This window comes from Flavobacterium luminosum (genome assembly GCF_023635005.1).
Classification (GTDB): Bacteria; Bacteroidota; Bacteroidia; order Flavobacteriales; family Flavobacteriaceae; genus Flavobacterium; species Flavobacterium luminosum.
The window spans coordinates 189096-210460 of sequence record NZ_JAMLJM010000002.1 but is presented as its reverse complement, the minus strand read 5'-3'; the positions used below and the strand labels follow the sequence as shown (position 1 = coordinate 210460).

General features: G+C 32.7%; 24 protein-coding genes. 3 read left to right on the top strand and 21 right to left on the bottom strand.

Annotated features, from left to right (window positions below):
• Positions 1–36 precede the first annotated feature (36 nt).
• Positions 37–585 carry a GNAT family N-acetyltransferase gene (locus NAT50_RS04155; protein WP_250591777.1) on the bottom strand — a complete coding sequence of 183 codons (549 nt, stop codon included), beginning with the start codon at positions 583–585 and terminating at the stop codon, positions 37–39.
• A gap of 2 nt (positions 586–587) precedes the next feature.
• Positions 588–1436: an aldose 1-epimerase family protein gene (locus tag NAT50_RS04150; RefSeq protein ID WP_250591775.1), complete on the bottom strand. Its 849-nt coding sequence runs from the start codon at positions 1434–1436 to the stop codon at positions 588–590.
• 89 nt (positions 1437–1525) lie between these two features.
• On the opposite strand from NAT50_RS04150, the gene NAT50_RS04145 reads away from it, so the two are divergent.
• Positions 1526–1807 (top strand): hypothetical protein, encoded by a 282-nt coding sequence (locus NAT50_RS04145; RefSeq protein WP_250591774.1) that lies wholly within the window; start codon positions 1526–1528, stop codon positions 1805–1807.
• Positions 1808–1875: 68 nt separating this feature from the next.
• On the opposite strand, the gene NAT50_RS04140 is transcribed toward NAT50_RS04145, so the two are convergent.
• The 13 genes from NAT50_RS04140 to NAT50_RS04080 form a co-directional block, all read right to left on the bottom strand.
• A complete protein-coding gene (locus NAT50_RS04140; RefSeq protein WP_250591773.1) occupies positions 1876–2577 on the bottom strand; it encodes a response regulator transcription factor in 702 nt (233 codons plus the stop codon).
• Between the two features lie 3 nt (positions 2578–2580).
• A complete protein-coding gene (locus tag NAT50_RS04135) occupies positions 2581–4164 on the bottom strand; it encodes a sensor histidine kinase (protein WP_250591772.1) in 1584 nt (527 codons plus the stop codon).
• Between the two features lie 71 nt (positions 4165–4235).
• Entirely contained in the window at positions 4236–4820 is a 585-nt protein-coding gene (gene coaE, locus NAT50_RS04130) for a dephospho-CoA kinase (protein ID WP_250591771.1), read from the bottom strand.
• A complete protein-coding gene (locus NAT50_RS04125; RefSeq protein ID WP_250591769.1) occupies positions 4820–5818 on the bottom strand; it encodes a glycosyltransferase in 999 nt (332 codons plus the stop codon). Before NAT50_RS04125 ends, coaE begins: the two co-directional genes overlap by 1 nt.
• Positions 5819–5898: 80 nt before the next feature.
• The gene (locus NAT50_RS04120; protein ID WP_250591767.1) at positions 5899–7008 is read right to left on the bottom strand and encodes a T9SS type A sorting domain-containing protein; all 1110 of its coding nucleotides are present in this window, start codon (positions 7006–7008) and stop codon (positions 5899–5901) included.
• Between the two features lie 86 nt (positions 7009–7094).
• Positions 7095–8285 carry an enoyl-ACP reductase FabV gene (gene fabV / locus NAT50_RS04115; RefSeq protein ID WP_250591764.1) on the bottom strand — a complete coding sequence of 397 codons (1191 nt, stop codon included), beginning with the start codon at positions 8283–8285 and terminating at the stop codon, positions 7095–7097.
• A 47-nt stretch (positions 8286–8332) separates the two neighbouring features.
• Positions 8333–9985: a DNA repair protein RecN gene (gene recN, locus NAT50_RS04110; protein WP_250591762.1), complete on the bottom strand. Its 1653-nt coding sequence runs from the start codon at positions 9983–9985 to the stop codon at positions 8333–8335.
• Positions 9986–10000: 15 nt separating this feature from the next.
• Complete coding sequence (gene porD, locus NAT50_RS04105; RefSeq protein ID WP_250591761.1) at positions 10001–10888, bottom strand: type IX secretion system protein PorD; 888 nt, start codon at positions 10886–10888, stop codon at positions 10001–10003.
• Positions 10881–12089 carry a bifunctional phosphopantothenoylcysteine decarboxylase/phosphopantothenate--cysteine ligase CoaBC gene (gene coaBC / locus NAT50_RS04100; RefSeq protein WP_250591760.1) on the bottom strand — a complete coding sequence of 403 codons (1209 nt, stop codon included), beginning with the start codon at positions 12087–12089 and terminating at the stop codon, positions 10881–10883. The genes porD and coaBC overlap by 8 nt, the downstream gene beginning before the upstream one ends.
• Positions 12090–12097: 8 nt before the next feature.
• Positions 12098–12412, bottom strand: a complete 315-nt coding sequence (locus NAT50_RS04095) for a DNA-directed RNA polymerase subunit omega (RefSeq protein ID WP_250591759.1) — start codon at positions 12410–12412, stop codon at positions 12098–12100.
• A gap of 8 nt (positions 12413–12420) precedes the next feature.
• A complete protein-coding gene (locus NAT50_RS04090; protein WP_250591758.1) occupies positions 12421–13215 on the bottom strand; it encodes an outer membrane protein assembly factor BamD in 795 nt (264 codons plus the stop codon).
• Between the two features lie 106 nt (positions 13216–13321).
• Positions 13322–14203, bottom strand: a complete 882-nt coding sequence (dapA, locus tag NAT50_RS04085; RefSeq protein WP_250591757.1) for a 4-hydroxy-tetrahydrodipicolinate synthase — start codon at positions 14201–14203, stop codon at positions 13322–13324.
• Between the two features lie 2 nt (positions 14204–14205).
• The gene (locus tag NAT50_RS04080; protein ID WP_250591755.1) at positions 14206–14724 is read right to left on the bottom strand and encodes a DUF6913 domain-containing protein; all 519 of its coding nucleotides are present in this window, start codon (positions 14722–14724) and stop codon (positions 14206–14208) included.
• A 100-nt stretch (positions 14725–14824) separates the two neighbouring features.
• Between NAT50_RS04080 and NAT50_RS04075 the strand changes: the two genes are divergently transcribed.
• The gene (locus tag NAT50_RS04075) at positions 14825–15580 is read left to right on the top strand and encodes a 5'-nucleotidase C-terminal domain-containing protein (protein ID WP_250591753.1); all 756 of its coding nucleotides are present in this window, start codon (positions 14825–14827) and stop codon (positions 15578–15580) included.
• A gap of 4 nt (positions 15581–15584) precedes the next feature.
• Positions 15585–16499: a bifunctional metallophosphatase/5'-nucleotidase gene (locus NAT50_RS04070; RefSeq protein WP_250591751.1), complete on the top strand. Its 915-nt coding sequence runs from the start codon at positions 15585–15587 to the stop codon at positions 16497–16499.
• A 143-nt stretch (positions 16500–16642) separates the two neighbouring features.
• On the opposite strand, the gene NAT50_RS04065 is transcribed toward NAT50_RS04070, so the two are convergent.
• From NAT50_RS04065 to rpsF, 6 genes are all read right to left on the bottom strand, one after another.
• Positions 16643–17359, bottom strand: coding sequence for a hypothetical protein (locus tag NAT50_RS04065; RefSeq protein WP_250591749.1), 717 nt, complete (start codon positions 17357–17359; stop codon positions 16643–16645).
• The gene (gene ligA / locus NAT50_RS04060; RefSeq protein ID WP_250591747.1) at positions 17349–19352 is read right to left on the bottom strand and encodes an NAD-dependent DNA ligase LigA; all 2004 of its coding nucleotides are present in this window, start codon (positions 19350–19352) and stop codon (positions 17349–17351) included. The genes NAT50_RS04065 and ligA overlap by 11 nt, the downstream gene beginning before the upstream one ends.
• 78 nt (positions 19353–19430) lie before the next feature.
• The gene (locus tag NAT50_RS04055; protein ID WP_250591745.1) at positions 19431–19901 is read right to left on the bottom strand and encodes a DUF6495 family protein; all 471 of its coding nucleotides are present in this window, start codon (positions 19899–19901) and stop codon (positions 19431–19433) included.
• Between the two features lie 145 nt (positions 19902–20046).
• The gene (gene rplI / locus NAT50_RS04050; protein WP_250591743.1) at positions 20047–20490 is read right to left on the bottom strand and encodes a 50S ribosomal protein L9; all 444 of its coding nucleotides are present in this window, start codon (positions 20488–20490) and stop codon (positions 20047–20049) included.
• A gap of 66 nt (positions 20491–20556) precedes the next feature.
• Entirely contained in the window at positions 20557–20853 is a 297-nt protein-coding gene (gene rpsR, locus NAT50_RS04045) for a 30S ribosomal protein S18 (RefSeq protein WP_014164395.1), read from the bottom strand.
• 5 nt (positions 20854–20858) lie between these two features.
• Positions 20859–21200: a 30S ribosomal protein S6 gene (gene rpsF / locus NAT50_RS04040; RefSeq protein ID WP_250591741.1), complete on the bottom strand. Its 342-nt coding sequence runs from the start codon at positions 21198–21200 to the stop codon at positions 20859–20861.
• Positions 21201–21365 lie beyond the last annotated feature (165 nt).

The window sequence follows — 21365 nt, the reverse complement described above, 5'->3', positions numbered from 1 at the left end:
TTATCATCAAAAATCATGCCTTTATAAGAGAATACATCATTTATTTAATTTTGAATAAACAACAGAGTCTAAAAATTTTCCTTCAAAAAATTCATTTTCTAAAAAATGTGCTTCTTTTACAAAACCATTTTTCTCCAAAACCTTGGCAGATGCTACATTTTCAGGATCAATAACGGCTTCTAGAGAATGCATGTTCATTTTATTGAAACCGTAATCTACCAATAGATTTATTGCTTCCGTTGCTATTCCTTTTCCATGCGCTTCGGGTAATAACATATAGCCAATTTCTGAACGATAATGTTCCCATTTAATTCGGTAATGCCCTATTACACCTAACAATTTATTATCAGGCTTCAGAGTAACTGCCCAATTAATTGCTTCATTAGATTCGATTTTTTCCTGAATCATCTTGATATAATCCAATGCCTCTTCTTTATTTTTAAGCAAAGGTCTTGGAATATATTTCATATTTTCAGGATTGCCTCTTAACTCTAAAACCTCTTGAACATCTTCAGGGGTTATTTGTCGCAGTAGCAATCGTTCGGATTCTAAAATGGTGAAAGGTAAAAAAGAAAAAGTTTTCATAGTTATAAAATAGTTATTGAAAACGAAGTGGTAAAAACCTCGTTTGGTGGTAAAACAATTATTCCTTCTTTTTGGAAGATTTCTCCAGAATCATCACAATGATCAGCAAAACCCTGCCAAGGCTCAATACATAAAAAAGGAGCATTCGCTTTTTTCCAAATACCCAAATGAGGAAAGCCTTCTAATTGAAAAGAAAGATATGGAACTTGATTTTTTAAAAGTGTCATTTCTTTAGATTGAAATGATTTTAAAACAATTGCATCTTTCTCAAACAGTTCATCCGATAAATGGAGTTGATGATCTTGCAATAGAATTTCAGAGGTATCACCAGAGAAATAATCATTTTTAAGTTTATGTCTTATTAACGAATCTTCTTGATCAAAAACTAAAGCATAAGCCTCTAAATTTGTATCTAATGCAAATGCAGGATGTGCTCCTATAGAAAAAGGCATCGAAGTTTCACTATTGTTTTTGACGCTATATTGAATAGTGAGTGTATTTTCGATTAAAATATATTTCATCTCCAATTCAAACTGAAAAGGATAGACTTTAAGGGTTTCTTCATTTTCAGATAATCTAAATACCACCTGATTTTCCGAATGGTTTACCATTTCAAAATTGAAATTTCTCGCAAATCCGTGTCTCAGCAGTGAATATTCTTTATTATTTATAGTATATTTATCCTCTTTCAAACGGCCAACGATAGGAAATAAAACCGGAGAAGTTTTGTCCCAATATTGGGTATCGATTTCCCAAATATAATTTTGGTTCCCTTTTAAAAGTTGTTTGAGTTCAGCGCCTTTGGTATCTATAACTGCAGAAAGGATTGAATTTGAAACTGTAATTTGCATTTATTTTTAAATTGTATCTTTTTTTTAATGATTTACCAAAAGATTTTGTTAAATTTATAATAACCCAAATGTATTAAAATTTAAATGGCATGAATAAAGATTTTGAAATTATCGAAAAAGAAACGATTTCTGCTTTACATTTTCCAAAAACCGATGTGCTGGAAGAAAAAGAAGACATTGAAAGAAGAAAAAATGAATTGGTGAGAGCCTTAACTCTAGGCAATCTGGAACATTCTAAAATCAAAATTTATTTCGAAGACGATACTTCTAAAAAAATGGTAGAAACTACTATTTGGGGAGTTACTGACGAAAGAGTAATACTAAAACAAGGAGTAGTTATTCCGGTAAACAGGATTTATAGTTCTATATAATACAATATTTAAGATGCTAATTGTCTTCTATAAAATACAAAAGCTTCGAAATTTCGAAGCTTTTGTATTTATTTTTTTACCACTAATCGGAATCCTTCACCGTGTATATTCAAAATTTCAACATTTTCATCGGCTTTGAGGTATTTTCGCAACTTAGCGATATAAACATCCATACTTCGGGAAGTAAAGTAATTGTCATCCCTCCAAATTTTGGTTAATGCTAGTTCACGTGGCATTAAATCATTTTCATGTAAAGCTAACATTTTGAGTAATTCATTTTCTTTAGGAGAAAGTTTTATAGGCTCATCCCCAGGATAGGTTAGAAAACGAAGTTTAGAATTTAGGTGGAATTTTCCTATTTCAAATTCAAATTTAGCTACATCAGCTTTTACTTCGGATGCTTTTCTTTGAATAATTGCTTTAATTTTCATTAGTAGAACTTCCGAATCAAATGGTTTGTTCAAATAATCATCGGCTCCTACTTTGTACCCTTTTAAAACATCTTCTTTCATGGTTTTTGCCGTCAAGAAGATCAAAGGCACTTCTTTATTTTTTTCTCTGATTTCTTTTGCCAAAGTAAAACCGTCTTTATAAGGCATCATCACATCAAGAATACACAAATCGTAATTGTCTTTTTTAAACTTTTCGAAGCCTTCCATGCCGTTTTTTGCCAGCGTTACTTCAAAGTCATTCATAGACAAATAGTCACGAAGAATAGAACCAAAATTTGGATCATCTTCAACTAATAATATTTTTTTATTTGTTTCCATAATTTAATAAATTAATGGTAGTTTAATTATAAACGTACTTCCTTTTCCTTTTTCACTTTCGACCATAACTTCACCGTGATGATCGTCTACGATTCTTTTCACATAAGCTAATCCTAACCCATGCCCTTTGACATTGTGAATGTCTCCGGTGTGTTCTCTGTAAAACTTATCGAAAATTTTCTTTTGGGCAACTTTACTGATTCCTTGCCCTTGATCTTTTACTTTTATGACAATAAAATTCTTGATATTTTCTGTTGAAACATGTATAATTGGTTTATCTGGAGAATATTTCACTGCATTTTCCAAAATATTAACCAATACGTTTGTAAAATGAACATCATTCAATAACACCGAAGTTTTGGCTGCCTTTAAATCTAAAGTCATCTCTCCTTGTCGGTCTTCAACAATGAGGCTTACATGTTCAACAGCCTCTTCGATAATATCATGAACGTTACAATTTTCTTTTTTAATATCGAGTTCTTTTTTCTCTAACTTAGAAATTCGCAACACATTTTCCACTTGGGCGTGCATTCTTTTATTTTCATCTTTAATCATTTGAAGATAACGATACACTTTTTCTTTATCCTCGATAATCTTTGGATTTTTAATGGCGTCTAAAGCTAAATTGATAGTTGCAATAGGCGTTTTAAATTCATGTGTCATATTATTAATGAAATCTGTTTTGATTTCGGAAATATGACGTTGGGTATTTAGTTGTTTCAACGCGCTGTAGTAAGCCATTATAATGATTGTTGTGAATAAAATCGATAACACCGAAATTCCAATCAAATCAGAAGCCAAGAAGGATTTTTTCTCTGGAAAACTCACCAACAACTGAAATTTACTCACACCTTCATTATCGGTAAAAATAGGCGCATCAAAAGTATTTTTCTTATCAAATTTAAACTTCTCGGTTCTTACTTTTGTGGCCAATCCATTACTGTAGACACTAAATTCAAAAGGCGTTTTTATTCCGTAACCTTTCAATTCATTGGTTAACAATGCTTTAAGTTGTTCGTTAGAAACCCTTTGAGTAATGTATCTCGTAGCAGCAATATCTTTAAAATTAATATTGAACGTCGCTTTGTCTAAAATATCTACTATCCCGGTTTTTGTAATTTTCTCGGAAGGGATTACATCATTATTCATATCAGAATGCCCGATAGTATTCTCATTGTACACTTCGGTGACTCTTTTGGCTACGTAATTTTTAATTCTCGTAGAATCATTTTTTTTATCAAAGAACGATGCTGAAACTGAATAATCTTCAGGAATTATACTACTGGAATAAATAATTGTCTCATTGGTCAACTCATTTTTTTCCACATAAAAGAACTTCATCAACTCGCTACGTTGCGGCACTTTTCCAATACTATCTTTGAGTTGATTGAATCGACTCAAGAAAGAATACGCTTCTTGTTCTTCAACTTTTTTAGCTACGTTAGCAATGACTTGTTTTACCTGATAAGTAAATTGTTCATCTTTGTTTTTAAAAGAAGCATGAATTAAATAGCCTTGCACAGCAATGATCCCCAGAAGAGCTACCGTCATCAGAACAATTACTAAACGAAACAAGGTTTTATTCATTATTACAAATTTAATATTTTAACACTTAAATACTTAAAGGATTAACCAAATATTAACAACTAATAAATTTATTAAAGATTTTTCAGAATTTTAAGAATTTCGTAGAATTTCACCTTAGCTGATTCGAAATTCTCATTTTCAATAACAAAATCACTTTTAGCAATTCTCTCTTCGTCTGACCATTGATTTTTCATTCTCTCCAAAACTTCCTGTTCCGACACATGATCGCGTTGCATTACTCTTTTTATTCTGGTTTCCTGAGAGGCCGTAACAGTAATAATCTTATCACAAAACTGATCACTGCCACTTTCAAATAAAATTGCTGCTTCTTTTATTATAAAAGGAAAATTTTGTTTGGCTTGCACCCAATCTTCAAAATGTTTTTTAACTAATGGGTGAACAATTTCATTTAACACTTTTAATTGGGTCTCGTCATTAAAAACTATAGCTGCGAGTTTTTTTCGATCAATTTGCTGATTTAAAATCACCTCGGGACCAAAAACAGTTTCAATTGCTTTGACAGTTTCAGGCAAAGACATTATTTTTTTTGCCTCTTCATCGGAAATATAAATAGGAATACCTTCCGCTTCGAAAAGCTTTGCAATAGTCGTTTTTCCACTACCTATTCCTCCAGTTAACCCAATAATTTTTGTCATTATACCTTAAAAAAAAGTTCAGGAAAAGCTTCTTGCGGTTTTTTTCTTAAAATATTGATCTTATAATACGATTCTATAAAACCCAAACCATATCCAAAAAATTGTCTCCACAAGGCTATTATTGTATAAAAACCTACTTTCAAATTCCTGTTTTTGATCGTAGACACTAAAAATATTAAAACCGTATAGGCAAAATAAAGTTTTAGAATCCAATCGAAAGTAAAAATCAATGCCAATACTCCTACGATAAAACCAATTACAAACAATGCAGGCAAAAAGAACGTCGGCTTGGCGTATTCTGGATACCATTGATTTAATATCGGTCTTACTTTTCCGAACTTATTCACTTGAATGTAGAATTTCTCCCAATCTATTCTTCTCTTGTGATACACAAAAGCTTCTGGGATTAACTTCGTTTCGAACCCTAATTTCCAGAGTCTTATAGACAAATCAGGATCTTCTCCTGGGTGAATATTGGAAAATCCTTTAGACGCTTCAAAAGCCTTACTGGAAATTCCCATATTAAAACTTCTAGGCTGAAATTTCTCTAATTTTTCTGTAGCACCACGAACCCCACCGGTTGTAAGTACTGAAGTCATTGTAAAATTAATTGCTTTTTGTATTGCTGTAAAACTAGGCAACATATTATCCGGACCTCCAAAACAATCTACGTAACGCTCTTCAAGACTTTTTTCGACTGCTATGAGATAGTTAGGAGGAATAATACAATCTGAATCTAAAATGATAAAATAATCTCCTTTGGCATATAACATTCCAAAATTTCTGGAATCCCCCGGACCGGAATTGTATTTGAGGTAATAAGTAATATTCAATTTTGTTCTATACTTATCTACTATATGTTCACAAGGTATGGTAGAGCCATCTTCTACTATAACCACCTCAAAAGGTTTCTGATAAGTTTGTTTGGTCAAACTCTCCAATAATTCTTCAATTTCATCGGGGCGATTGTAAACAGGGATGATAAAAGAAAATTTCATATGTTAACGTTTTCACAAAGGTACATTTTAACAAAAAAAGCCACAATAATTTGTGACTTTTTTTAACATTTCTAAAAATTTTATTCTTTAATGACTTTTAACGTTTTTGACTTGTCATTGTTTGTCAATTTAACGATATAGACTCCAGTCTGGAAATTAGACATATCTAAAACATAATTGTCGCTATTAATTCTTTCTTTCAAAACCTGTCTTCCCGAAATATCGTACAATTCTATTGCCTGCACCATTTCCTCTCCTTTGATAAATAAATGATCTCTAACTTTGGTTGGATAAACAGTAAAAGTACTCAAATTCTGTTCAGACATACTTAAAGTCACCGGACTCCATCTAAAAATAGCACCAACTACCGGAGGTGTCAAAGTACTTACTAAACTACATTGAACATTATTTCTGGTACCAGAAACAGAGCTTGCCCAAGTTGAAGTAGAACCTGAAGAAGAGCTTACCTCTCTGTTGTTATAATCTGTTTCATCGTAACCTCCTAAACCAACATGAGCAGTATATCCACTAGTTCCGAAGATCATACTGCCATAGACCACTTCTACAAGATTAGAAGTCTCATACAACCTAATTTGAAAATTATAGTTATGACTAGGATCTGGAGTTCCTCCCGGTATAAAATTTTTCCATTGTGCCACAAAAATTCTATTAGGAGCAGCCCCAATGGTCTCTATCCTTAGTTCTGAATTCGTTGTAAAATTTAATTCCACCCCCAAAGCGGCTACCCTACAACGTAATTCCTCATCTTTTCCCATGTCATGACCTTGTTTACCATCGACGTTAGAAAGTTGGCTTAAAGGAGTTACTGAGATCTGAGAATATACAGAATTTGGTGCTAAGCTACTTTTACCAAAAGACAACCAACCATTACTGTTAATGGCAACCCTATCAAATGTATTTTCGTTAAAAACAAAATTAAAACCGATAGGAAAACCTGGTCCGGGAATTAAATTCTCAATTGTTCCATTCAAATTAGCTGGATCAATAAAGCAAAGTAAAGATCTAGAAGTAGGTGTCCCCAAAACAGTACCTCCGGTTATTTCTTGATAAACACCATTTGCATGAGCAAAAGTATAATTAGTTGCAACTTTTGGAGTAGCTTTAGGTCCACCTTGCGCATTGGATAAGACTATCCAAAATAAAGCAAAAAATAGTAATTTTAGTTTCATTCTAGTTTGTTTTTTATTTAATTGATGCTAAATTAACAAAAAAAGCCTTGAAAAATTCAAGGCTTTATAAAAAAATACGTTTTTAACTATTTGATACTCTCAATAGAAACCATTTCATTTGCATCGGCTAAGTAATCAACACCTTCGAAACCAAAGCCAAATAAATTTAAGAAATCTTGCTTATATCCCGCTAAATCTCCTATTGTTTTTAAAGTCTCCGTATCAGCCTGAGCCCACAAAGTTTTTACCGCTTCCTGAACATCGTCACGCATTTCCCAGTCATCAATACGAATTCTTCCTTGATCGTCTACCGGTACTTCTGAACCATTAAACAATCTATCGGCAAACAAACGTTGCATTTGCTCAATACAACCTTCATGTAAGCCTTTCGCTTTCATTGTCTTATACAACAACGAAATATACAACGGAATCACTGGAATAGCTGAACTCGCTTGAGTAACTAAAGCCTTGTTTACAGAAACATACGCTTTCCCATTCAACTCATTTAACGCTTCAGTAATTTCAAAAGCAGTTGCTTCTAAATGATCTTTCGCTCGTCCTATTGTTCCTTTACGATAAACAGCTTCAGTTACCTCCGGACCTATGTATGAATAAGCAACCGTTGTAGCACCGTTTGCCAAAACACCGGCTTTTTTCATGGCGTCTATCCACATTGCCCAATCTTCGCCTCCCATTACCACAATAGTATTATCAATATCTTCTTGTACTGCAGGCTCTATGGAAACTTGAGAAACATTACCGGTATGGAAATCAACTGTTTTATCACTAAAAGTTTGACCAATTGGCTTTAAAGCCGAACGATGTAAAACACCGGTAACAGGATGCAAACGTACTGGTGATGCCAAACTATAGATAACCAAATCTACCTGACCTAAATCGGCTTTGATCATATCGATAGTTTGTTGTTTTATTTCATTAGAAAAAGCATCTCCATTTATACTTTTTGCATACAAACCTGCTTTTTTGGCCTCTTGTTCAAAAGCAGCCGTATTGTACCATCCTGGAGTCGCTGTTTTTCCTGGAGCGGGTTCTTTTTCAAAGAAAACACCTATTGTTGATGCATCTGAACCAAAAGCAGCAGTAATTCTTGAAGCCAAACCAAATCCGGTTGAAGCTCCTACTACCAAAACTCTTTTAGGACCGTTTATTTTCCCTTTAGATTTTACATACTCTATTTGGTTTTTTACACTTTGAGCACAACCTTCAGGATGAGCTGTTAAGCATATAAATCCACGCATTCTAGGTTCTATAATCATAACTCTATCTTTTGTAGTTTATTTTTTAACAAATTTAATTTAAAATATCAGTTCAGCAAAGCTTTTGCATGTGTTATGGCCGATTCTGAAATATCTTTACCGGAAAGCATTTCTGCAATTTCCACAACTCTTTCTTCTTTTGACAACAATTTTAATTCGGAAATTGTATTTTCTCCCTGATCGAATTTAAACACTTTGTAATGTTGTTGTCCTTTTGAAGCAATTTGAGGCAAATGAGTAATTGCAAAAACTTGCATTTTTTCGCTCATTTTTTTCATAATATCACCCATTTTGTGAGCAATTTCTCCAGAGACCCCTGTATCTATTTCATCAAAAATGATTGTTGGCAATTTAGAATACTCTGCCAATACAGCTTTGATTGCCAACATAATTCTGGACATTTCTCCGCCTGAAGCTACTTTTTTCAACAGGCCAAAATCGGTTCCTTTGTTCGCAGAAAACAACATCTGTATTTGATCTTTTCCGGAATGAAGATAATTTTCTGCTGATTTCATATCAAATTCAAATCGAGCATTTGGCATACCTAATTGCGTCACAATTTCGGTCATTTTATTGACTAAAATCGGAATGGCATTTTTTCTATTCACTGATATAATTCCTGCCAATTCTTCTAAAACTAAATCCAATTCCTTTAATAGAATTTCCGAGTTTTGTATCTGACTATCTAAATCATCTGCTAAAACGACTTTAGCATCCAAGTCTTTTTGAATTTGTAGTAAGTCTGTAACCGTAGCTACATTGTGCTTCTTCTGCAAATTATAGATGGTTTGGAGTTTCTGATTGACCAATTCTAGTCTTTCAGGATCATTGATTAATTTATCGGTCTGGGCTTCTAATTCTGAAATAATATCATCAAATTCGATAATAACACTTGAAATTCTATCGGATAAATTTTGAAAATCCGGAGAAAGCGCAGCTATTTTTTGTAACGAAACTTTTATCTCTTTTAAATTTTGCAAAACACCAATTTGATCTTCATTAGCAATAACTAACGATTTATCTAAATTTTCTTTGATTAACTCTACATTATTCAGTTTTTCAAACTCGATTTCCAATTCGGCTTGTTCATCTTCTTTCAGATTGGCTGCCAATAATTCTTCCAACAAAAAAGAATTGTAATCGGCTTCTTTTGCCAATGCTTCTTTTTCGGCTAAAAGCTTTTTTAGAGTGTTTTTTTCCGACTTAAATTTTGATAATGTTTGTTGGTAATTATTTAAAATATTTTGATGATTGGCTATAGCATCCAAAATCTGAATCTGATAGTCTTCTTCAGTTAATTCTCGCGTTTGGTGCTGAGAATGAATATCAATCAGATAGCTTCCTAAAGCCTCCAACTCCGATAAATTTACCGGACTATCATTTACAAAAGCTCTTGATTTTCCTGAAGGTAAAATTTCACGTCTGATAATCGTTAGATCCTCATAATCTAAATCATTTTGAGCAAAAAAATCCTTCAAATTGTATTTATCGACCTGAAAATGAGCTTCAACAATACATTTTTGTTCTTTATCTTTAAGAGAGGTTAAATCGGCTCTTTTTCCTAATATTAAGCCTAGAGCACCTAACAAAATGGATTTCCCGGCTCCTGTTTCACCGGTAATAATAGAAAATTGGTTAGAAAAATTCATCTCTAACTGTTCTATAAGCGCAAAATTTTTAATAGATAATTGTGTAAGCATTTCGCAAATTTAATTTTAATAAGAAATTTGACTCCACTTACTTGTATTCGTAGGAGATAATTTATTTAAAGTAATCAATAAATCGGTAACATCTACTTTTGGACCGTCTGTGAAAATACTCACTATTTCATCCGTCTTGGCATCAAAGAAAATTCTTGTTAGGTAAGCATTAGGTCGAACGTTTGCAATTTCCAGTAACGTTTTTAAAGCTTTCTTGACCCCTTCTTTTCCTTTTCTTTGATCGTCACTCATTCTGTCTAACGCTTCAAAATGGTATTCGAACATTGCTTTTCTGAATGCAGAATACGCTGGTGACAACATATCATTTACTAAATAAAATCTGTTTTGATTTCCCGTTGAAAGCCAACCTTTGTCCTGTGATTGCTGAGCTTGTACCACAATATTCGAAGCGGTCTCTAGTGATTTTGTACCACCTTCTGAAGAAAATGTATCGGCATCAACTCCTACAATCAAATTGGCATAAAAAGCCAAAATAGAAACCAAATTATTATCAAAATTATTTGGATCGTAATTTAAGGACTGAAACTCGTTGTATACAAAGGAAATGTCTTTATCGTTAATATTTAAAATAGGACTGTTGTAAGTAGAATTATAAATAGGTCTTGACGCTTGCACCTGCAATGTTCCAGTAAATTGGTTAACATTATCGAAAGTTAAGATGTTAAAAAAAAATGAGCACTCAATTTTTTCTATTCCTCGATAAGTCTTGTCGGACCATTTAGTATTGTTTAAAAACTCCGTTAAGGATTTCTGAAGTGTTTTAAAGACTTGTTGGTTGGTAGCAGCTACCTGTTCGGTATTAAAATTAACCGTACATTTTAATTCTTGAGCTTGTAGAAAGCCAAAAAAAAACAAAGACAAAACCAATATATAGTTACGCATAATGAGCTACAATTTTATTTACGATATCAACAGCTACTTCTTCTTTTGATTTTAAATCCTGAGGCTCAATGGTAAAGTTTTTATCGATAAAAGTAACTTTGTTTGTTGCTTTTCCAAAACCTGCCCCTTCATCATTTAAAGAATTCAGCACAATCAAATCTAAGTTTTTTTTCTGAATTTTCTGCTTTGCATGTTCAATTTCATTCTCAGTTTCTAATGCAAAACCTACCAAAAACTGATTTTTCTTAATTTGACCCAAGGAAGCCAAAATATCTTTCGTTTTTTCTAATTCAATTGTAAACGCTGAATCATTCTTTTTTATTTTCTGAGTCGCTACATTTTTAGGTCTATAATCCGCTACAGCCGCAGCAGCTATAGCCACATCTACTTCGTTAAAATAATCATGACATGCATTATACATATCTTCAGCAGAAACTACCTTAATTAACTTCACCAAAGAATGTTTCATCTGAAGATGTGTAGGTCCCGATACTAAAATAACTTCGGCACCAAGATTTGCGGCAGCTTTTGCGATGTCAAATCCCATTTTACCTGAAGAATGATTCCCTATAAATCGAACCGGATCAATGGCTTCGTAAGTAGGGCCGGCAGTAACCAATATTTTCTTGTTTCTTAAAGGAAGTTTACCTTCGATATCTTTTTCTATGAAAGTCAATATATTTTCAGGTTCAGCCATACGACCTTCGCCTGATAGCCCACTCGCTAATTCACCTTTTTCAGCTGGAATAATAATATTTCCAAAGGATTTTAATTTTTCGAAACTTTGAATGGTGGAAGGATGCTTGTACATATCCAAATCCATTGCTGGAGCGAAATACACCGGGCATTTGGCAGAAAGATAAGTTGCTAAAAGTAAATTATCACAGTTACCATTAACCATTTTAGCCATGGTGTTCGCTGTTGCAGGAGCAATTACCATAAAATCTGCCCAAAGTGCTAAATCTACGTGATTGTTCCAAACTCCGTTACCTTCCTCTTCATCGAAAAAAGAATGATACACCGGGTTTTTAGACAGCGTTGCTAAAGTTAATGGCGTGACAAAATCTAAAGAAGCAGGAGTCATAATCACTTGGACCTGAGCACCTGCTTTTATAAAAAGTCTAACCAATGAAGCTGATTTATAAGCGGCAATCCCACCAGAAACGGCTAGTACTATTTTTTTACCGCTTAAAACAGACATTAGTTTTTTTATTTTGAAGATTTATGATAAATTTTACCTTCTAACCATTCTTGAACTGCTAAAGCATGAGGTTTAGGTAATTTTTCATAAAATTTAGAAACTTCAATTTGTTCTTTATTTTCAAAAATTTCTTCTAAGCTATCGTTGTAAGTAGCAAATTCTTCTAACTTTTCGATTAATTCTTTCTTAATCTCAGCGTTAATTTGATTGGCTCTTCTAGCAATGATAGTAATCGCTTCGTACACGTTCCCAGTAGGTTGTTCGATTTGTGTCTTATTGTAAGTCACTGTGTTTACTGGAGCTGTAGTCTTCTTTAAATCCATACCCATTCTTATTTTGAAAATTGTTGTAATTCTTTGTCCACGCGCACTAGCATTTCGTCTGCTAATGCTCTGTATTCTGTATTTGCATTAAATTTAATTAAAGCATCGTAAGCCGCTTTCGCATTGTTTAAACGCTCTTGCATTTTGCTTGGAACACTATTAATAGCCAACTGATAGCTTGAATCTAATTTATAAAATAATGCTTTTTCTTTGAATATAGTACCAGGATAATCTGCTAAGAAATTATCAAGTGCTTTAATTGCTGTTTTGTAATCAGAAACTGTATTGTATTGTTTGGCAATTTCGAATGCTTTTTTCTCTAATTTTTCAGTTAAAGATTTAACAATAGTATTAGCCTCTGCTACATATTGAGAATCCGGATATTTATCGATAAATGCTTGCATTTTAATAATTGCTTTATCAGTATCCACCTGATCCAATGAGTAAACGGGTGATAATTTCGAATAGGATTTAGCACTTAAAAAAGCGGCTTCCTCTACATTATTACTTTTAGGATATAAAGAAACAAAACTCTCAAACTGATAAGCTGCTAAATAATATTGTTTTGTTTTGAAATACGATTGAGCAAACATGTAGAACATGTTCTCAGCTTCTTTTTTCCCTCTGTATACTGGTGCAATTTGTTCAAATAAGCGAATAGCTTTGTTGTACTTTTGCGCTTCATATTGCTTTGTAGCAGCCTCTAATTTTAATGCAACATCTTCTGATTTTAATGCTTTTTGGTATTCACCGCATGAAGATAAGACTGTTACTAAAAGAAATACGTATAATAGTTTGTTCATAATAATTTTTAAAAACCGTTCCATATCAACAGAAGTTACCTTCTATTCAAAACGAACGGCAAAGTTAGTCATTAATTTATTTTTACAAAACTTATTTTCACAACGGCTATTTAAGCAATTGTTTTGTAAAAGCATCTAATCTTTGAGCTAAATTTTCATTTACATTCACCAATGGTAAACGAACTGTATTTTCAGACAAACCTAATGATTTGAAAATTTCTTTAATTCCACCTGGATTTCCTTGTTCAAAAATCATATCGATACTGTCCATGATTTTATAATGTAAAGCATAAGCTTCGTCTACTTTGCGTTGTAATCCAAGACGCACCATTTCGGAGAATTCTTTAGGATATCCTTCACCTATTACAGAAATCACTCCTGCTCCACCCGCTAATACCATAGGAAGAGTAATCATATCATCTCCTGAGATTACAAGAAAACCTTCTGGTTTATGTTGAATTAATTTCATAGCCTGAACAATGTCTCCAGCCGCTTCTTTAATACCAATGATATTTTTAAAATCATTCGCCAAACGCATTACTGTTTCTGGTAACATATTACTTGCCGTACGTCCAGGTACATTATATAAAATAACGGGAATAGGTGATGCTTCTGCAACCATCTTGAAATGTTGGTAAATTCCTTCCTGCGTTGGTTTGTTATAATAAGGAGAAACCGATAAAATAGCCGTAAAATCTGAAAGATCTCTCTTTTGTAATTCTTCTACCACTTCTAGCGTATTATTTCCACCAACTCCTAATACCATAGGAACTCTTCCGCTATTCGCTTCTGTAATTGTACGAACCACTAATTCCTTTTCTTCCTTAGACAGCGTAGCTGATTCAGCAGTAGTACCTAAAACCACTAGGTATTCTACACCGCCTTCAATTACATAATTTACTATTCTTTTCAGTGCTTCCGTGTCTACAGAAAAGTCTTTTTTGAATGGGGTTACTAGTGCAACTCCAGTTCCTATCAATGATTGCATAATTATATTTTGTTTAAAATTTTTAAATATCTAAATAATTCATGAACGAAAACTTTATAATTTTCGGCATTGGTATTAATCATCAAGTGATGTAATCTTTTGTCAACTGACGAAAAACCTGCCTTAAACAAAGCTTTTGAACGATGGGTAACCAACAACAACGGTGCTTTTTCTAAATCATAATAGCTCACCAACATATCAAAAGGTGTTTCTATGAATTCTTTGACAAATGTAGCAGAAAATTCCCCATTCCACCCCATATCTTTACTACTAAAAGTAGGTTGATTAAAAACTTCGTTTTTTTTAATTTTATCTCTGTAAACCAATAGTTTGATATTTTCTTTCGAAATACCTTGATTGACAAACTCCCTAACCAAGAGATCTTTTTCGTAAAAATAACTCTCATCTATTAACAATCCAATTGTTTTAACTGGAGTTACTAGAGCACTAGGGTTAACATTATGAAGACTTCTTTTGAGTATTTTTTTTACAGATAATTCTTTTATATACTTTATAAACATATTATATTTGCGTCTTGCAATATTCGAAACTAGATTAAATTTAAGTAGATTTGATTGGCACGATAAATGCAATTGTAAAAATAAAAATAGAATATTACAAATGAAACATTTTGGTTTAATTTTAACGTTACTGGCGTTCAGTTTTAGTTCAGTTGCCCAACAAGATGTCGTTACTGTCATCGAGGGAAAACAAATTAATGTCAATGATAAATATACTGCTAAAGCAGAATATGAAGCATTCATTACTCCTTACAAACAAAAAATCGATAAGGATTTAAATCAAGTCTTGGCCTTTAATCCGGAAACCCTAGACAAAACTAAAGGAGAATTTCAATCTAATGTAGGTGATTTTTTAGCTCGAATAGTTTTAGAATACAGTAATCCTGTTTTCAACAAAAGAGAAAACAAAAATATTGATATTTGTATCTTAAATCACGGAGGAATCAGAGCAATGATTCCACAAGGCGATGTATCGGCAAGAGCAGCTTTTGAGATGATGCCTTTTGAAAATTATGCTGTGGTACTTGAATTAAAAGGAGAACAAATTGTTGATTTTGTGAATTATTTCATCAAAGAAAAAAAACCACATCCTATTCAAGGATTAACCTTTACGATAACTGCCGATAAAAAAGCGAAAGATATTAAAGTAAAAGGAGAGCCCATAGATTTGACTAAAACTTACTACGTGGTTACCAATGATTATTTAGCAAACGGTGGAGATAATATGGGTTTTTTCACCAAATCTACCCAAACATATAACTTAGAGTATCTTTTAAGAAACATACTAATAGACTACATGAAAGATGTTGATACTTTAAAATTAGTTAATGAAGTAAAAGTTACACAAGAAAAATAATGCTATGAAAAGAAGAGATTTTATTAAAAGAACAGCAGCTGGAACAACATTATTAGGTCTTGGAGGCTTGTCTTTAAGCAGTTTTGATTCTGTAGACGTTAAAAAGATAACTATTTTACATACCAACGATACACACAGTCAAATTGATCCTTTTCCGAGCAATCACCCAAAAAATCCAAATATGGGAGGTGTTGCTAGAAGAGCCGCTGTTATAGAACAAATTAGAAAGACAGAGGAAAATGTTTTATTATTCGATGCTGGAGATATTTTCCAAGGTACTCCTTATTTTAACTACTACGGTGGTGAATTAGAATTCAAACTAATGAGTATGATGAAATACGATTTAGCTACGATGGGAAATCACGACTTCGACAATGGTATTGATGGATTTTTCGCGCAATTGCCTTTCGCTAAATTTGATTTCGTTTCTGCTAATTACGATTTCAAAAATACCATCTTAAATACTCATGTTAAACCCTACAAAATATTTAAAAAAGCAGGGCTTAAAATTGGTGTTTTCGGATTAGGAATCGAATTAAAAGGATTGGTAGACAAAAAATTATACAAAGAAACCGTTTACAATAATCCTATTGAGGTTGCTCAAGATATTGAAAAGCAATTAAAAGAAGTGGAAAAATGTGATTTAGTTATTTGCTTATCACACTTAGGATTTAACTACAAAAATGAACCTGAAAAACCTTCAGATATTGTTTTAGCACGTAAATCAAAATATATCGATTTAATCATCGGAGGTCATACTCACACCTTCTTAGACAAACCAGTTGTTGAAAAGAATATTGATGGCAATGAGGTAATCGTGAATCAAGTTGGTGCTTATGGGGTGAATCTTGGTCGAATAGATTTCTTCTTTGACAACAAAATGAATTTATCTTCTACAGGTAAAAAAATAGTGATCTAAAAGAATATTATTTATAATAAAAGCCCATATCATATAAAAAGATATGGGCTTTTTTATGCATCAAACATATACAATTGTCAGACAACAATCGATTGAATTTTATGATTTCAACTATTTACTTTATCTATTTGTATTTACTTTATCTATTTGCTAGCAATACTATTCTGTTCTAAATTTTCTTCAACAAACATAGTATCTCTGTCAATAAAATAAGCCACTATATAAAAGTAAGAAATAAACTGAAAGGCAAATTCTATGTATGTCAGCGCTTTGACATTAAAAACCATAGTAGTCATTACAAATATAACATCTGCTATTAACCCAAACAAAGCTGCAAAAAAGATGAATGACGCCGCATCAGAAAAATTTGTTGCGAAATAATTATAGAAACTTACACAAACAAACAGCGCTAAAAACACCCCATAAGAAATAACCGGAATAACAAAATCTGGCTGTTGCAAACGAAATGAGTCTACCAAGAAATACATTGCTACCATTAAAATTAAAAATAACAGTGACGCAATGAAAAGATTTTTAAGACGAAATGCACATTGTGAAGTATCTTTTGATACAGTGATAAGCAACAAAAAATAAGGAATAAAGTCAAGAATCATGATGTATAAAACAGCATCTTCTATACGTATTAAAGTGATAGCGTCTGAAATAAAATACAACACTAAGACACCTAATAAAATCAAACTAGGATCTTTTTTTGTAGAAACAAAATAATAAGTTAATAAAGCAGGAATAATCACCGGTTTGGACAAAATCATAAGACCTTCACTATCGATTATAGTCGCCAATAACGATAAAAAACCTGCTATGATATACAAGTAAACCGATACGTTTTTACTGTCCATAAATCATTTTTTCGAAATCTGTTTCACTGATTATAGGAATATTGAGTTGTTTAGCCTTTTCAAGTTTTGCTGGCCCCATATTATCTCCTGCTATCACATAATCTGTTTTGGAAGAAATAGAACTACCTACCTTTCCACCATTGTCTTCAATAGCTTTTTTAAGATCGTCTCGAGAAAACTTCTCAAAAACACCAGAAACTACCAAAACTTTTCCTGACAATTTATCCGAAACTAAAGTATTAGCCTGTTCAGACAACTGCAATTGAATCCCGTATTTCTTTAACCTTTCGATAATGATTTTATTTTCTTCATTTTCAAAATACTCAATGACACTTTGGGCTATTTTTTCACCAATCTCATCTACTGTAACCAACTCCTCCATTGTAGCAGACGCTAAGGCATCGATACTTTTATAATGTTTAGCTAATTTTTTCGCAACGGTTTCTCCAACATAACGAATTCCCAATGCATACAAAACACGATCAAAAGGAATTTCTTTAGACTTTTGTATTCCAGATATGAGATTCTCAGCTGATTTATCTGCCATTCGGTCTAAAATCACGATTTGTTCCTTCTTTAGTTCGTACAAATCAGCGTAATTAAGAACCAAACCATTGTTATAGAGTAAAGCTACGGTTTCTGCCCCTAAGCCTTCAATATTCATGGCTTTTCGGGTAATATAATGTTGAATTCGTCCGATTATTTGTGGAGGACAACCATAAAAATTAGGACAATAATGATTTGCTTCTCCTTCTTTTCTTTCTAACAATGCTTGACATTCCGGGCAATGTGTAATATAATGCACTACCTCCGAGTTAGCATCCCTTTGGCTCAAATCGACTCCAATAATTTTAGGGATAATCTCTCCACCTTTTTCCACGAAAACAGTGTCTCCAATACGGATATCTAACTTTTCTATTTGATCCGCATTATGTAAAGAAGCTCTTTTGACAACAGTCCCAGCTAATTGAACTGGTTCTAAGTTAGCGACAGGTGTTATGGCTCCTGTACGACCAACTTGATAAGAAATAGAATTTAATTTTGTTGCAACTTGTTCTGCTTTAAACTTATAAGCTATAGCCCAACGAGGAGATTTGGCGGTGTAACCCAATTCTTCTTGGAAATTTAAATTATTTACTTTGATTACCACTCCATCTGTTTCATAAGGCAATTCATGACGATGGTGATCCCAGTAATCTATAAAATCAAAAACTTCTTGAATATTCTTAGTCAATTGAGATTGTTTAGGGACTTTAAAACCCCATTGACGTGCTTTTTCCAAACCTTCAAAATGAGAAACAATAGGCAAATTAGAACCAATAAGCGTATATAACAAACAATCTAGCGGACGTTTGGCAACTTCTGCACTATCCTGCAATTTTAAACTGCCCGAAGCTGTATTTCTTGGATTAGCATAAGGTGTTTCACCAATCTCAATCAATTCTTGGTTCATTTTTTCAAATCCGGCAAAAGGAAGAATAATTTCACCTCGAATTTCAAATTTTTCTGGATAATCCCCTTTTAATTGAATAGGTACCGCTTTAATGGTTTTAATATTATTAGTAACATCATCACCTTGAAATCCATCTCCTCTAGTGACAGCTCTTACTAAACGTCCATTTTCATATTGTATACTAATAGAAGCGCCATCATATTTTAATTCACAAGTAAATTCAAGAGGGACATTTCCTAAAACTTTCTGTATTCTGGCTTCCCAATCTAAAACATCTTCTTTAGAATACGAATTATCTAACGAATACATTCTGTACTGATGCTGTACCGTTTCAAAACTTTTAGTTATGGCTCCTCCTACTCGTTGAGTGGGCGAAGATTCATCAAAATATTCCGGATGTTTCGATTCAAGATCTTGAAGCTCTTTGAGTTTCACATCAAATTCGTAATCAGAAATTGTTGGACGATCTAATACGTAATAGTTATAATTGTGTAAATTTAATTCTTCTCTTAAGGCTTTAATTCTTTGTAAAACATCCATAAAATATAAAAATTGTCTGAATTAGTTTGATGCAACTAATTTAGCCAATTTTCGAAAAAAAACACTAAAAATACGCCTCTATTGCTCTAAAATAGACGACATTTGCTCGTATAGCTCTCCATTACTTAAAATAGCACCTTGTTTTATTAAAGCAAAAATTTCCTCATTTCTTTCACCCGTGAAAACTCTTTGTCCTTTTTGCACCTCAACAGCGTCTGTAAAAAGATTGTCACTCAACCATTCTAGTCCTTGCTTCGTTAAAAAATCGACATCTTCTGTTGTTTTAATAATAATGGAACGCATGTAAACCTCGTCAGTAAAAAACAAGAATATATAATTTTTAGAATAATGCTCAAGGTATTTTGCATTGGTCAGCACTCCTTCCCAAATCAAATCTGAAAACACATCGATTTCTTGTTCCGCTACTTCGGGTTTATGCTCTTTTATTAAGTCCCATTCTTTTTTATCTATTTGTTGAGCAGCAAGAAAATTGATAAACTCTTCGTGAAGCTCTTCTAATTGTTCTTTGGATAATCTAGTATATTTCATACCTGAATAATTTGTCTTTATGCAAATTCCTTTGCCAATTTATGGTCACTATTTACACAAAAACGGTTAAAATTAAGAATCTCAATTTTACATTATAAAAAAAGTCCCGAAAAACGGGACTTTCAAAATGTATATTTTACAAAAATTAAGCTTGTTCAGCTACAATTTCGTATGGTAATTCAACGATTACATCACGGTGTAAACGGATAGAAGCAGTATATTTACCAGTTCTTTTCACGATACCAGAAGTGATGAATTTTTTGTCAATTGATTGACCATTTTTCTCTAAAACCTCAGCGATATCAGCGTTAGTTACAGAACCAAAAAGTTTTTCACCACCAGCTTTAGCTGTAATTTTGATATCTAAAGCTTTTAAAGTTTCTGCTAAAGCTTTTGCATCAGCTACAACTTTTGCTTCTTTGTGAGCTTTTTGTTTTAAGTTTTCAGCTAATACTTTTTTTGCTGATGGAGTTGCTAATACAGCAAATCCTTGTGGAATTAAAAAGTTACGACCGTAACCTGGTTTAACAGATACTACATCATCTTTAAAACCTAAGTTTTGAACGTCTTGTTTTAAAATAAGTTCCATGTTGTTGTCCTTATATTATTAGAAGTTAGCCCGCCCATGGCGTGGCAACAACTATTGTGTTAATTATTATTTTAATAAATCAGCTACGTATGGCATTAAAGCTAAGTGACGTGCTCTTTTTACCGCTACAGATACTTTTCTTTGGTATTTTAAAGAAGTTCCTGTTAAACGACGAGGAAGGATTTTACCTTGCTCATTTACGAATTTCAATAAGAAATCAGCGTCTTTGTAATCAACGTACTTGATTCCTGATTTTTTGAAACGACAATATTTTTTTTGTTTGTTCGTATCAATGTTCAAAGGCGTTAAATATCTGATATCTCCGTCTTTTTTTCCTTTTGCAGATTGTTCGATTGTTGACATGATAATTAAGCTTTTTTAGATTTTAATTTTTCTCTTCTTCTTTCCGCCCAAGAAATTGCATGTTTGTCTAAAGTTACTGTTAAGAAACGCATAACACGCTCGTCGCGTCTGAATTCAGTTTCAAAACCTTTTAACACTTCGCCTTCTGCTTGGAATTCGAATAAATGGTAAAAACCACTTTTCTTGTTTTGAATTTCGTAAGCTAATTTTTTCAAGCCCCAATCCTCTTTGGATACCATCTTAGCACCTTTTGAAGTTAAATAGTCTTCAAATTTGCTTACTGTTTCCTTTACCTGTTGCTCAGATAAAACGGGATTCAAGATGAAAACAGTTTCATAATGATTCATAGTAATAAAATTTATTTGTTATAAAATTGGGTGCAAAAGTAACATTTTAATTTTAAGAGACAAACTATTATTCAAAATAATCGATGAAATTGATTTAAACAAACAAAAAACTTTGGAAGTTTATTTTTTTATGTTATTTTTAACATGGATTTTTATTAAATCGAG